Annotated in this window: 9 protein-coding genes; 3 read left to right on the top strand and 6 right to left on the bottom strand. The window is 69.6% G+C overall.

Features of this window, described 5'->3' with window-relative positions; all coding sequences use genetic code 11:
- Positions 1 to 34: 34 nt before the first annotated feature.
- Positions 35 to 1,990, bottom strand: a complete 1,956-nt coding sequence (locus ACOKM3_RS27465; RefSeq protein WP_426903691.1) for a SpoIIE family protein phosphatase — start codon at positions 1,988 to 1,990, stop codon at positions 35 to 37.
- Positions 1,991 to 2,092: 102 nt separating this feature from the next.
- Between ACOKM3_RS27465 and ACOKM3_RS27460 the strand changes: the two genes are divergently transcribed.
- Both ACOKM3_RS27460 and ACOKM3_RS27455 read left to right on the top strand, forming a co-directional pair.
- Entirely contained in the window at positions 2,093 to 6,250 is a 4,158-nt protein-coding gene (locus ACOKM3_RS27460; RefSeq protein ID WP_426903690.1) for a HAMP domain-containing protein, read from the top strand.
- A 12-nt stretch (positions 6,251 to 6,262) separates the two neighbouring features.
- A complete protein-coding gene (locus ACOKM3_RS27455) occupies positions 6,263 to 6,841 on the top strand; it encodes a response regulator (RefSeq protein WP_426903689.1) in 579 nt (192 codons plus the stop codon).
- Between the two features lie 41 nt (positions 6,842 to 6,882).
- On the opposite strand, the gene ACOKM3_RS27450 is transcribed toward ACOKM3_RS27455, so the two are convergent.
- Positions 6,883 to 8,772: an AMP-dependent synthetase/ligase gene (locus tag ACOKM3_RS27450; protein ID WP_426903688.1), complete on the bottom strand. Its 1,890-nt coding sequence runs from the start codon at positions 8,770 to 8,772 to the stop codon at positions 6,883 to 6,885.
- A gap of 254 nt (positions 8,773 to 9,026) precedes the next feature.
- Positions 9,027 to 10,898 (bottom strand): translation elongation factor 4, encoded by a 1,872-nt coding sequence (gene lepA / locus ACOKM3_RS27445; RefSeq protein WP_426903687.1) that lies wholly within the window; start codon positions 10,896 to 10,898, stop codon positions 9,027 to 9,029.
- Between the two features lie 233 nt (positions 10,899 to 11,131).
- Between lepA and rpsT the strand changes: the two genes are divergently transcribed.
- Positions 11,132 to 11,398, top strand: a complete 267-nt coding sequence (gene rpsT / locus ACOKM3_RS27440) for a 30S ribosomal protein S20 (protein ID WP_266719751.1) — start codon at positions 11,132 to 11,134, stop codon at positions 11,396 to 11,398.
- A 318-nt stretch (positions 11,399 to 11,716) separates the two neighbouring features.
- Here rpsT and holA read toward each other — a convergent pair whose 3' ends face one another.
- From holA to ACOKM3_RS27425, 3 genes are all read right to left on the bottom strand, one after another.
- The gene (gene holA, locus ACOKM3_RS27435; RefSeq protein ID WP_426903686.1) at positions 11,717 to 12,706 is read right to left on the bottom strand and encodes a DNA polymerase III subunit delta; all 990 of its coding nucleotides are present in this window, start codon (positions 12,704 to 12,706) and stop codon (positions 11,717 to 11,719) included.
- Positions 12,707 to 12,856: 150 nt separating this feature from the next.
- Entirely contained in the window at positions 12,857 to 13,102 is a 246-nt protein-coding gene (locus ACOKM3_RS27430) for a hypothetical protein (RefSeq protein ID WP_426903685.1), read from the bottom strand.
- Positions 13,103 to 13,151: 49 nt separating this feature from the next.
- Entirely contained in the window at positions 13,152 to 14,033 is an 882-nt protein-coding gene (locus tag ACOKM3_RS27425) for a YceI family protein (RefSeq protein ID WP_426903684.1), read from the bottom strand.
- Positions 14,034 to 14,096: the final 63 nt, after the last annotated feature.

Below are 14,096 nucleotides of genomic sequence, written 5' to 3'. Positions count from 1 at the left end.
TGTCCCGCCTCCGTGGATTCCACCCGCACCACCGTCACTGCGCCTGGAGCACCAGCAGCGCCAGGTCGTCGTCCGGCGGGCTGTCCCCGAAGGCGTGCACGAGCCGCCGGATCCGCTCGACGAGCAGCGGCGCCGTCAGGCCCGCGCACCCGGCGAGCGCCTGCGCGAGCCCGTCCCCGTCGTCGAACTGGAGGGCCCCGCGGCGCCGCTCCGTCACCCCGTCGGTGACGCCCAGGAGCGTGTCCCCGGTGCGCATCACAAACGTTTCGCTCGTGTAGTCCGGGTCGTCGACGACGCCCAGCAGCACCTGGGGCGAGGCCGCGGCGACGACCTCCCCGCCGGGCCGCATGAGCAGCGGCAGCGGGTGCCCGGCGGAGGCGATGGTGCACAGCACACCGTCCTCGGTGGGCGTCAGCTCCCCGTACAGGAGTGACAGGAAGCGGGACGTGGACCCCTCCGGTGGCACGCCCCTGCCGTCGGCCGCGGCGAGCGCGCGGGCCGCCGCGTCGGAGGCCTCGGTCGCGTCGTCGAGCAGCAGCCGGTTGAGCCGGTCGAGGACCTGCGAGACCTGGTACTCCTCGCGTGCGAGCAGCCGCAGCCAGGGCCGTACGAGCCCGATGACGACGGCGGCCTCCGGGCCCTTTCCCTGGACGTCGCCGAGCGCGAAGCACCAGCGTCCGGCGCCGGCCGGGAACACATCGTAGAAGTCGCCGCCGGGTCCTCCCGCCTCCTTCGGCTCGTACACGAGGGCGCTCTTGACGCCGGGGATCTCGGCCATGGAGGTGGGCAGCAGACCGCGCTGGAGGATGCGGCTGATGGTGGCCTGCCGGGTGAAGCGGCGGGCCGCGCTGACGGCGAGGGCGACGCGCCGGCTGAAGTCCTCGACGAGCCCGGTGACCTCGTCGGGGAAGCGGTGCAGCCCGGCCCGTCCGATCAGCAGGATGCCGAGGGCGCGGCCGCCGGCGGAGAGCCGGTAGGCGAGCGCCGAGCCCGTGTCCTGGGTGAGCGGGCTGCCCTGCCCGTCGAAGGGCCAGGGCACGGGGACGGCGCCGGAGAGGCGGTCGGGCAGCCGCGGGGGTTCCTTCTCCAGGAGCCCGCGGAGCTCCTCGGTGCGGTGTTCGTGGGTGTGCCAGACGCGGGCGAGCCGGGGCAGCGGCATCGGGTCCGCGCCGCGCATGTCGTGCTCGACGACGCCCGGCAGGCCGCGCCCCTCCTCCTCGTAGAACCAGACGGCGCACCAGTCGGCGAGCCGCGGCACGAGGAGCTGGCCGACGAGCGCGGCGACCATGTCCTCGTCGAGCTGTCCCGCGAGCAGGTCGGAGGCCTCGGCGAGGAAGGAGAGCGCGCCGCGGTTGATCCAGTCCTGGTCCTGGGGGGCGCGCCGGGACGCGGGCGCCAGGATCTCCGCGGCGCGCAAGCCCCTCTGCAGGCTGCGCACGCCGGCCGGAGTGTCGGGAATCTCCGCGGCGGATGTCGGGGCGTCGGCGGGGATGCGGGCCCAGACGGTCTTGGCGCCGCGACCGTAGGTGATGCCCCACAACTCGGAGAGTGACGCGACGAGTTGGAGTCCGCGGCCGTACTCGGGGGTCTCCGGCGAGCGGAAGGCCCGGTCGTTGCGGACGGCGCGGGCCGGGTGCCGGTCGGTGACCTCGACGACGAGTCCCGCGGTGACGCTGCCGTCGGGGGCGGCGCCCTCCAGGCGGCACAGCAGGTCGACGCCGGTGCCGGCGTGGACGACGGCGTTGGTGACGAGTTCGCTGAGTACGACGGTCGCGTCGTCCATGAGTCGCCCGTCGAGGGTCAGGGCCGCCGACAGCCCGGTCAGTTCCGTCCAGTCGACGAACGCGGCCCGCAGGAAGCGGCGGGCGGCCGCGGGCGCGAGCGGGTTTCCGGGCAGCGACGTGCATGCGACCACCGGCTCCCGGGACGGCTGGTCAGGCGCGTCCGGGGCGCTGAAAGCGCTCTCCCGCTGGATCGGAATGGAACCCACGTTTCGGCTCCTGAGTAGTTGTGGCAAAGACGCCTCAGGCGACACCGACAGAGTGACAGACTGGCCGCGCCCATAAGCGTGGAGTTACCTAAGTAGGCCGCTATGAGTGAGAACAGTGGTATGCGTGCACCTCAGAAGGGCTACGGTGACGACACCATCCGCCCGAGTGATCTCCGGCCGTTATTGGCCGCGCTGACGGCTGCCCGGGACGGCACGTTCGCGCATGTACCGATCGCGGCGGACGGGATCGTCGGTGAGCTCGGCGCGACATTCAACCAGCTCGCCGACCGCAGCGTGCACTTCAACGCCGAACTGGCGCGGGTGCGGCGGGAGATCACCCGGCACGGCCGGCTCGACGAGCGCCTGGAAGCGAGCCCGGGACAGGGCGCCTGGGTGACCCGGGTCGGCGACGTCAACACCATAATCGACGCGCTCGTCGCACCGGCCGCGAACGCCACGCGGGTGCTCGAGGCGGTCGCGGGCGGCGACCTCACGCAGCGTGTCGACCTGCACGACGGGACCCGCCAACTCCGGGGAGATTTACGGCGCTTGGGGCGTTCGGTCAACAAGATGGTGGACCAGCTCTCCCTGTTCACCGGCGAGGTGACCCGGGTGGCCCGTGAGGTGGGCACCGAGGGAAGACTCGGCGGGCGCGCGAAGGTCACCGGCCTGTCCGGGAGTTGGCGCGATGTGACCGAGGCGGTCAACACCATGGCCTCGCGGCTCACGGCGCAGGTGCGGGACATCGCGCTCGTGACGACGGCGGTGGCGCAGGGCGATCTGACACGTACGGTCACGATCGAGGCGACGGGCGAGCTGCTCGAACTCAAGCTGACCGTGAACACGATGGTCGACCAGCTCTCCGCGTTCGCCGACGAAGTGACGCGGGTGGCCCGCGAGGTCGGCACAGAAGGGCAGTTGGGCGGCCGCGCCCAGGTCCGCGGCGTCTCCGGGGTCTGGAAGGACCTCACCGACAACGTCAACTTCATGGCGTCGAACCTGACCTCCCAGGTCCGCAACATCGCGCAGGTCACGACGGCCGTGGCCGACGGCGACCTGAGCCAGAAGATCACGGTCGACGCCCAGGGCGAGATCCTGGAACTCAAGTCGACGATCAACACGATGGTCGACCAGCTCTCCGCGTTCGCCGACGAGGTGACCCGGGTGGCCCGCGAGGTCGGCACCGAAGGGCAGTTGGGCGGCCGCGCCCAGGTCCGCGGCGTGTCCGGGGTCTGGAAGGACCTCACCGACAACGTCAACTTCATGGCCGACAACCTGACGTCGCAGGTGCGCAACATCGCGCTCGTGTCGACGGCGGTGGCCCAGGGCGACCTCGGCAAGAAGATCACCGTCGAGGCGAAGGGCGAGATCCTCGAACTCAAGTCGACGATCAACACGATGGTCGACCAGCTCTCCGCCTTCGCCGACGAGGTCACCCGCGTCGCCCGCGAGGTCGGCACCGAGGGCAACCTCGGCGGCCAGGCCCAGGTCCGCGGTGTCTCCGGGGTCTGGAAGGACCTCACCGACAACGTCAACTTCATGGCGTCGAACCTGACCTCCCAGGTCCGAAATATCGCCCAAGTCACCACGGCCGTGGCCCAGGGCGACCTCTCCAAGAAGATCTCGGTCGACGCACGCGGCGAGATCCTGGAGCTGAAGGACACCGTCAACACGATGGTGGAGCAGCTGCGCGGCTTCGCCGACGAGGTGACCCGCGTCGCCCGCGAGGTCGGCACCGACGGCCGGCTCGGCGGGCGGGCGACCGTGCACGGCGTGTCGGGCGTCTGGAAGGACCTCACCGACAACGTCAACTACATGGCGGACAACCTGACTTCACAGGTGCGCAACATCGCGCAGGTCGCCACCGCCGTGGCCCAGGGCGACCTCTCCAAGAAGATCGACGTCGACGCGCGCGGCGAGATCCTCGAACTGAAGACGACCATCAACACGATGGTCGACACGCTCTCCTCGTTCTCCTCCGAGGTGACCCGGGTCGCCCGCGAGGTCGGCTCCCAGGGCCAACTCGGCGGCCAGGCACGGGTCGAGGGCGTGTACGGCACATGGAAGCGCCTGACGACGAACGTGAACGAGCTGGCGCTGAACCTGACCACACAGGTCCGCGCCATCGCCGAGGTCGCCTCCGCGGTGACCTCGGGCGACATGTCCCGCTCGATCACGGTCGACGCGCAGGGCGAGGTCGCCGAGCTCAAGGACAACATCAACCTGATGGTGGCCAACCTGCGCGAGACGACGCGCGCGAAGGACTGGCTGGAGTCGAACCTGGCCCGCCTCGCCGCGCTGATGCAGGGCCACCGCGACCTGATGGAGGTCGCCGACCTGATCCTGCGCGAACTGACGCCGCTGGTGAACGCCCAGTACGGCGCGTTCTTCCTCGCGGAGGAGGACGACGACGGCTCGCAGCAGCCCATGGCCGTACCCACCAAGGGACTCGCGTACATCGCCGGTTACGGTTCGGGCTCCGCCTCGGTCATCAACACGGGCGGGATGCCGGTCCACGGCCTCGTACGGCAGGCGGCGCTGGAGAAGAAGCGGATCCTGGTGGAGGAGGTGCCGCCGGACTACATCAACATCAACAGCGGGCTCGGCGAGGCGGCGCCCGCGTCGGTCGTGATCATCCCGATCCTCTTCGAGGACACACTCCTGGGCGTGATCGAGCTCGCTTCCTTCTCCCGCTTCTCCGACGTCCACCTGGCGTTCTTCGACCAGTTCGTGAACACCATCGGCGTCGCCATCAACACCATCATCGCCAACTCCCGTACGGAGTCGCTGCTCGGCGAGTCCCAGCGGCTCGCCATCCAGCTCCAGGACCGGTCGAACGAACTCCAGCGGCAGCAGGCCGAGTTGCAGCGCTCGAACGCTCAACTGGAGGAGAAGGCCGCCCTGTTGGCGACCTCCTCGCAGTACAAGTCGGAGTTCCTGGCGAACATGTCGCACGAGCTGCGCACCCCGCTCAACTCCCTGCTCATCCTGGCCCGGCTGCTCTCCGACAACCCGGACGGCCATCTCAACGACCAGGAGGTCCAGTTCGCGACGACGATCCACCGCTCCGGCTCGGACCTGCTCCAGCTCATCAACGACATCCTCGACCTGTCGAAGATCGAGGCCGGCCGGATGGACGTACGCCCCAAGAAGCTCCCCCTCATCAAGGTCCTCGACTACGTCCACGCGACCTTCCGGCCCATCACCCTCGACCGCGGCCTCGCCTTCGAGGTGTCGGTCGGCGATGACGTGCCGCGCGAGATGTTCTCCGACGAACAGCGCCTCCAGCAGATCCTGCGCAACCTCCTGTCGAACGCGATCAAGTTCACCGCTCAGGGCCGGGTCGAGCTGCGGGTCCGCCTGGTCAAGGCCCCCGAAGGGGCCCAGCTGGTCGACAGCGAGGACCTGCTCGCCTTCGCCGTCACCGACACCGGGATCGGCATCCCGCGCGACAAACTCGCCGTCGTCTTCGAGGCGTTCCAGCAGGCCGACGGCACGACGAACCGCAAGTACGGGGGCACGGGCCTCGGCCTGTCCATCAGCCGGGAGATCTCCGCGCTGCTCGGCGGCCACATCGTCGCGGAGAGCGAGCCCGGCGAGGGCTCGACCTTCACCCTGTACGTCCCCGTGCGGTGCCCCGGGCACGAGCCGCCCTCGGGGCAGGAGCTGTCCCCGGGGCAGGAGCCGTCCGCCCTGCCGCAGTCGGCCTTCGTACCCGAGCAGGGCGACCCCACGGACACGTACGCACCCCTGCAGCCGCCGGAACAGGAGGACAACTGGCCGGCGCCGACGAAGCTGGAGCAGTGGAAGACGGGCAGGCCGGGCCTGGTCCTGCCGGGCCGCCGCGTCCTGATCGTCGACGACGACATCCGCAACGTCTTCGCACTCACCCACGTGCTGGGCCGCGTCGGCATGCCCGTCCTGTACGCGGAGAACGGCCGCGAGGGCATCGAGACGCTGGAGAGCCACCCTGATGTCGAACTCGTCCTGATGGACATCATGATGCCCGAGATGGACGGCTACGAGACGATCTCTGTCATCCGCGGTACGCCACGGTGGGCGGGTCTTCCCATCGTGGCACTCACCGCCAAGGCCATGCCCGGCGACCGCGAGAAGTCGATCGCCAAGGGCGCGAACGACTACGTCCCGAAACCGGTGGACGTCGACCAACTGCTGAATGTCGTGTGCGAGCTGCTGGCCCCCGAGGAGGCGGAACCGTCCGCCGCCGAGGCCTCCGGCACTCCGGCGACCACTGAGTGAGGCACCGTCATCATGACCACTGCAGAGTCCACTTCGGCGGATCGGGCCAGCATCCTCCTCGTCGACGACATGGAGGACAACCTGACGGCGCTCGAAGCCGTCCTGGGGCCTCTCAACGAGCCGCTGGTCAGAGCCCGTTCGGGCGAGGAGGCGATGAAGGCGCTGCTGCGCAGGCAGTTCGCCGTCGTCCTCCTGGACATCCGGATGCCCGGCATGGACGGCTTCGAGACGGCGACGAACATCAAGCGTCTCGACCAGACGAAGGACGTCCCGATCATCTTCCTGACGGGCACGGAGGCCGACACCGGCTACGCCTTCCGCGGTTACGCGACCGGCGCCGCCGACTACCTGACCAAGCCCTTCGACCCGTGGGTGCTGCGCGCGAAGGTGACGGTCTTCCTCGACCTGCACCGCAAGAACCGCCAGTTGCAGCGCCTCCTGGCCCGCGAACACCAGCAGTTGGACGACCTGGCGGCCCGCATGACGACGATGGAGCGCCGCCTGGCCGAGAACGAGAACCCCGATGTGCGGGAACTGCGCCACGACATCGGGGAGATGAAGGAGACGCTGCGGCTGGTGCGCCGGGGCTAGGTTCCCGGGGCGCACCATCCGCGGCGTCTCCTCGGCGGGGATCAGCCCTCGCGGCTCCCGGCGTACATCTCGTCGAGGAGCGCCTTGTACTCCCGCTCGACGACCGGGCGCTTCAGCTTCAGGCTGGGCGTCAGCTCGCCGTGCTCGATGTCGAGGTCGCGCGGCAGGAGCTTGAACTTCTTGATGGTCTGCCAGCGCTGCAGGCCCTCGTTGAGCTCCTTCACGTAGCCCTCGACGAGCTCCACCGTCTGCGGCGCCGCGACGACCTCCGCGTAGGAGGAGCCGCTGAGGCCGTTCTCCTTCGCCCACTCAAGGATCGACGGCTCGTCGAGCGAGATGAGCGCCGTGCAGAAGTTCCGGTCGGCGCCGTGCACCAGGATGTTGGAGACGTACGGGCACACGGCCTTGAACTGGCCCTCGACCTCGGCCGGCGCGATGTACTTGCCGCCGGACGTCTTGATCAAGTCCTTCTTGCGGTCGGTGATCCGCAGGTAGCCGTCATTCGACAGCTCGCCGATGTCGCCGGTGTGGAACCAGCCGTCGGACTCCAGGACCTCGGCGGTCTTGTCGGGCAGCCCGTGGTAGCCCTCCATGATGCCGGGGCCGCGCAGCAGGATCTCGCCGTCGTCCGCGATCCGCACCTCGGTGCCGGGCAGCGGCTTGCCGACGGTGCCGGTGCGGTACGCCTCACCGGGGTTCACGAAGGAGGCGGCGCTGGACTCGGTCAGTCCGTAGCCCTCCAGGATGTGCACTCCGGCGCCGGCGAAGAAGTAGCCGATCTCCGGAGCGAGCGCGGCAGAGCCGGACACACACGCCCGCAGCCGCCCGCCGAAGGCCTCCCGCAGCTTGCCGTAGACCAGCCGGTCGGCGGCCTTGTGCTTCGAGGCCAGCTTGAACGGCACCGAGGCGACGCCCGTACGCCGGAAGTTGTCCTGGCTGACCTTCGCGTACTCGCGCGCGACGCCTGCCGCCCACTGGAAGATCTTGTACTTGGCGGAGCCACCGGCCCGGGCCTTCGCGGCGACGCCGTTGTAGACCTTCTCGAAGATGCGCGGCACGGCGGCCATGTACGTCGGCTGCACGACCGGCAGATTCTCGATGATCTTGTCGACGCGGCCGTCGACCGCGGTGACGTGCCCGACCTCGATCTGGCCGGACGTGAGCACCTTGCCGAAGACGTGCGCGAGCGGCAGCCACAGGTACTGCACGTCCTCGCCGCTCACCAGGCCGGTCGCCGCGATGGCCTTCGCCATGTACGACCAGTTGTCGTGCGGGAGCCGGACGCCCTTGGGCCGCCCGGTGGTGCCGGAGGTGTAGATGAGCGTGGCGAGCTGGTCCTTCTGGATCGCCCCGACCCGCTCCTTGACGACCTCGGGGTTCTTCTCCAGGTACGCGGCGCCGCGCGCCTCCAGGTCCTCAAGCGTGAGCACCCAGCCGTCGGGGTCGCCCGCGTCGGGCTCTACCCCGGTCGCGTCGATCACCACGACGTGCCGCAGCTCGGGCAGCTCGGCCCGGCGCGCCCGCGCCTTGGCGAGCTGCGCGGCGTCCTCCGCGACCATCACCTTGGACTCGGAGTCGGACAGGATGAACGCCGACTCGTCCTCGTTGGTCTGCGGGTACACGGTCGTGGTCGCGGCGCCCGCGCACATGATGCCGAGGTCGGCGAGTATCCACTCGACACGGGTCGAGGAGGCGAGCGCCACCCGCTCCTGCGGGCCCACGCCCAGTTCGACGAGGCCGGCGGCGATGGCGTACACGCGCTGCGCGGCCCCCGCCCAGCTCAGCGACTTCCAGTCGTCGGGGCCCGTGCCGGTGGCCGAGGGCACCGGATAGCGGTAGGCCTCGGCGTCCGGTGTCGCCGTCACGCGCTCCAGGAAGAGGTTCGCCACGGAGGGCGGACGGTTCTCGATCAAGGTCTGTGTGTCGCTCACGACGTCCTCCGGGGCCCGCGACAGTGCGGCTTGTCTCAGACTGCGCGGCTGGTTGATACGAGGCTTGTTTAACTGGCGAGTAACCATGGGGCAGTGATCAGGGTAAAGGTCACCCGCCTGCCGCGTAAGGGGCTCCGGCCACCGACTTCATCGGACTCACCCCTACGTCCTCACCCCTCACACGCCCCACACAAAAGCGGTGGGCCCGCCACGCGCGACGCGTGCCGGGCCCACCGCCGAGGACGGCTCCGTGGCTACTTCTTGCCCTTGGAGCCGCCGCCGTCGTCACTCGAAAGAACCGAGATGAAGGCCTCCTGCGGCACCTCGACGGAGCCGACCATCTTCATCCGCTTCTTGCCCTCCTTCTGCTTCTCGAGCAGCTTGCGCTTACGCGAGATGTCACCGCCGTAGCACTTGGCGAGGACGTCCTTGCGGATGGCGCGGATGGTCTCGCGGGAGATGACCCGGGATCCGATGGCCGCCTGGACGGGGATCTCGAACGCCTGCCGTGGAATGAGCTCCCGCAGCTTGGCGACCAGGCGCACCCCGTACGCGTACGCGGCGTCCTTGTGCGTGACGGCGGAGAACGCGTCGACGCGGTCGCCGTTCAGCAGGATGTCGACCTTCACCAGGTCGGAGGCCTGCTCGCCGGTGGGCTCGTAGTCCAGGGACGCGTAACCGCGGGTCTTGGACTTCAGCTGGTCGAAGAAGTCGAAGACGATCTCGGCGAGGGGGAGGGTGTAGCGGATCTCCACCCGGTCCTCGGAGAGGTAGTCCATGCCGAGGAGGGTGCCGCGGCGGGTCTGGCAGAGCTCCATGATCGCGCCGATGAACTCGCTGGGCGCGAGGAGCGTGGCGCGCACGACGGGCTCGTAGACCTTGTCGATCTTGCCCTCGGGGAACTCGCTCGGGTTCGTGACCGTGTGCTCGGTGCCGTCCTCCATGTCCACGCGGTAGACCACGTTGGGGGCGGTGGCGATGAGGTCGAGCCCGAACTCGCGCTCGAGCCGCTCACGGATCACGTCGAGGTGCAGCAGCCCCAGGAAGCCGACGCGGAAGCCGAAGCCGAGCGCGGCCGAGGTCTCCGGCTCGTAGACCAGCGCCGCGTCGTTGAGCTGCAGCTTGTCGAGGGCCTCGCGCAGGTCCGGGTACTCCGAGCCGTCCAGCGGATACAGGCCCGAGAACACCATCGGCTTCGGGTCCTTGTAACCGCCGAGGGGCTCGGTCGCGCCCTTGTTCAGGGAGGTGATCGTGTCACCGACCTTGGACTGACGGACGTCCTTCACGCCGGTGATGATGTAGCCCACCTCGCCGACGCCGATACCGTCGGCCGGGGTCATCTCGGGGGACGACACACCGATCTCGAGCAGCTCGTGCGTGGCCCCGGTCGACATCATCCGGATCCGCTCACGCTTGTTGAGCTGGCCGTCGACGACTCGTACGTACGTCACGACGCCCCGGTACGAGTCGTACACCGAGTCGAAGATCATCGCGCGGGCGGGCGCGTCCGCGACACCGACCGGCGGCGGGATCTCGGCGACGACCTTGTCGAGCAGCGCCTCGACGCCCATGCCGGTCTTCGCGGAGACCTTCAGCACGTCCTCGGGGTCGCAGCCGATGAGGTTGGCGAGCTCCTCCGAGAACTTCTCCGGCTGGGCGGCCGGGAGGTCGATCTTATTGAGCACCGGAACGATCTTGAGGTCGTTCTCCATCGCCAGGTAGAGGTTGGCGAGGGTCTGCGCCTCGATGCCCTGCGCCGCGTCGACCAGGAGGATCGTGCCCTCACAGGCCGCGAGCGAGCGCGAGACCTCGTACGTGAAGTCCACGTGGCCCGGCGTGTCGATCATGTTGAGGACGTGGGTACTGCCCTTGTCGGGCCCCTCGGTCGGGGCCCAGGGCAGCCGCACCGCCTGGGACTTGATCGTGATGCCGCGCTCTCGCTCGATGTCCATCCGGTCGAGGTACTGAGCACGCATCTGCCGCTGCTCGACCACTCCGGTCAGCTGGAGCATCCGGTCGGCGAGCGTCGACTTGCCGTGGTCGATGTGCGCGATGATGCAGAAGTTGCGAATCAGAGCCGGGTCGGTGCGGCTCGGCTCGGGCACATTTTTAGGGATCGCGGGCACGCAGGGTCCTGTCTCTTGAGGCCTTCTGCCTCAGGTCGGCCTCGGTTGGGATCAATACGTAGCCTCCATGGTCCCATGAGCGGGGGGCTGCGCTCGGTTTGGGCCGCCTGGATGACGGCTGATACCGTGGGCAGCTGTGTCTCTTGCCCTCTAAGCCGAGGCACGCACTCAGTGACAATCACCGGTACGGGACCCTCACCGGATCCGTGCCTGAACCTGCAAAGGCTCATTTCGTGGCGAACATCAAGTCCCAGATCAAGCGGATCAAGACCAACGAGAAGGCTCGGCTGCGCAACAAGGCCGTGAAGTCCTCCCTCAAGACCTCGATCCGCAAGGCCCGCGAGGCCGCTGCCTCCGGTGACGTCCAGAAGGCCGTCGAGGCGCAGCGCGTTGCCGCGCGTCAGCTCGACAAGGCCGTCTCCAAGGGCGTCATCCACAAGAACCAGGCCGCCAACAAGAAGTCGGCGCTTGCTTCGAAGGTCGCGTCCATCCAGGCCTGAACCTGAACTGATCTGCCGTCGGTAGGACCCGGGCGGGCCCTCTCTCTCCGCCCCCGACCGACACCCAAGAGCCCGCACGCGATCTGCGTTCGCCACGCGGGTGCGGGCTCGCACAAAGCTTGACCCGATGCCCCGCCCTTCCCCAGGGCGGGGCATCGGTGCGTTCTGCTGCGCATCCCGTCCGGCGTTCCATTCCAGCCCGTCCGGCGTTTGAGGACACGGCCGAAGGCCGAGGGGGGTCTGGGGCGCAGCCCCAGGGACGGGACGGGAAGGGGCGGCGGGGGCGACTTCCCGCGGTGCCGCACTGACGCTGACCCGCTACCCGCGCCCCCGCGCCCTAGCGGCCCGAGCCACCGTCACGACAGCCTTCTCCAACGCATACTCCGGATCGTCCCCCGCCCCCTTGACCCCCGCATCGGCCTCCGCCACCGCCCGCAACGCGACAGCGACCCCGTCCGGCGTCCACCCCCGCATCTGCTGCCGCACCCGATCGATCTTCCACGGCGGCATCCCCAGCTCCCGCGCAAGATCCGCCGGCCGCCCCCCACGCGCGGACGACAGCTTCCCGATCGCCCGCACCCCCTGGGCCAACGCCGACGTGATCATCACCGGCGCCACCCCGGTCGAGAGCGACCACCGCAGCGCCTCCAGCGCCTCGGCCACCCGCCCCTCCACGGCCCGGTCGGCGACGGTGAAGCTGGACGCCTCGGCCCGCCCCGTGTAGTACCGCCCGACGACGGCCTCGTCGATCGTCCCCTCGACGTCGGCCGCGAGCTGCGACACCGCGGACGCCAGCTCCCGCAGATCACTCCCGATGGAGTCGACGAGCGCCTGGGACGCCTCGGAGGTCGCGGACCGCCCGAGCGCCCGGAACTCGCTGCGCACGAAGGCCAGCCGATCCGAGGCCTTAGTCATCTTGGGGCAGGCGACCTCCCTGGCCCCGGCCTTGCGCGCCGCGTCCAGCAGGCCCTTCCCCTTGGCGCCGCCGGCGTGCAGCAGCACCAGCGTGATCTCCTCGGCGGGCGAGCCGATGTACGCCTTGACGTCCTTGACCGTGTCCGCGGACAGGTCCTGCGCATTGCGTACGACGACGACCTTGCGCTCGGCGAACAACGAGGGACTGGTCAGCTCGGCCAGCGTCCCCGGCTGCAACTGATCGGAGGTGAGATCCCGGACGTCGGTGTCCGCGTCCACGGCGCGCGCGGCCGCCACGATCTGCTGCACCGCGCGGTCGAGCAGCAGATCCTCCTGCCCCACCGCGACGGTGAGAGGAGCGAGCGGTTCGTCGTTTGCAGTCTTCCTGGCCATCGCGCCAAGCATCCCACGCGCCACTGACAACCCGGCCCCTACGGAACGAAGCCGGGGCGGGCCCGACCGGCCCGGGCACACAGGGCGCACAGGGCACACAGGGCACAGGGCTCAATGGGTCCGGGCGCAGGACCGACGACGGGCCCAGCCCTACGGCTCCTCGCGCCAGCCCTCCCACTCGGCCGCGAACTCGTCGAGCTCCGCGGCGGCCAGCCGCCCGGACGCGTCCTCGACGACCAGCAACCACTGCGCGTCCTCGGCGTCGTCCTCACCGGCCAGCGCGTCCCGTACGAGCTGGGGTTCCTCGGCCACCCCGAAGCGCTCACGGAGCGCCTCCGCGGCCTCCTCCGCAGCGTCCCGGTCGGGCAGCACCAGTACGTGTCTCACATCGCTCACGCCACCATTTTCCGGCACGCCGACGGCGCCGCCGCACGGGGTCGGCGGGTCAGCTCTTGGGCACGACCTGTATGTCGAGGTCGATGCGGACGCTGGAGCCGACGACGGCGATGCCCCTCGCCAGCATGGTCTGCCAGCTCACGGTGAAGTCGTCGCGGTGCAGCTCCGTGGTCGCGCGGCAGGCGGCCCGGGTCTCGCCCTCCATGCCCGTGCCCACACCCAGGTACTCGGCGTCCAGCGTGACCGTCCGGGTCACACCGTGCAGCGAGAGCGCCCCGGTGATCGCCCAGCGGCTGCCGCCCTTGTGCACGAAGCGGTCGCTGTAGAACTCCAGCGTCGGGAAGCGCTCGACGTCGAGGAAGTCCGCGGACCTGAGGTGGTCGTCGCGCATCTTGACGTTCGTGTCGATGGACGAGGCGTCGATGACGACGTGCATCGCGGAGTCCTCGACCCGCTCGCCCACCCGCAGCACACCGGCGAACGTGTTGAACCGGCCGTAGACCCGCGCCATCCCGATGTGCCGCGCCGTGAACCCGATCGAGGAGTGCGTCGGCTCGACCTCCCAGTCCCCCGGCGTCGGCAGCGGCGGCGGCGCGGACACCTGGAGCGTGACGTCACCGAGCGCCGCCTGCTCGCCCTCGGCCACGGTGGCTCCGCCGCGGAACGGCGCGTACCCCTCGGCCGACACCGCGAGCCGGTAGTCCCCCGCGGGCACGGTCGCCACGAAAGAGCCGAACGGGTCGACGCCCCCGCTCACCACCTTGCGCCCCATCGCGTCGTTCACCTGGAACTCGGCGCCGCGCACCGGCTCGCTCACGGCATCGATGATCCGGCCGCTGAGCACCCCCGCGCCGGGCGGCACCGCCCTCCCCCCGAGGGAACTCGACTCTACTGACCGGTTAGTACGGTTTCTCCATCGAAGGCCGAACATGCCCTACCCACCCCAGAACGCCTGGACAACAACCTGATCTGCTGCATTCGACAAGCATTCGAT

The organism is Streptomyces nidicola, from assembly GCF_050106155.1.
In the GTDB taxonomy this organism is placed as follows: domain Bacteria; phylum Actinomycetota; class Actinomycetes; order Streptomycetales; family Streptomycetaceae; genus Streptomyces.
This window is presented reverse-complemented; position numbering and strand designations above follow the sequence as displayed.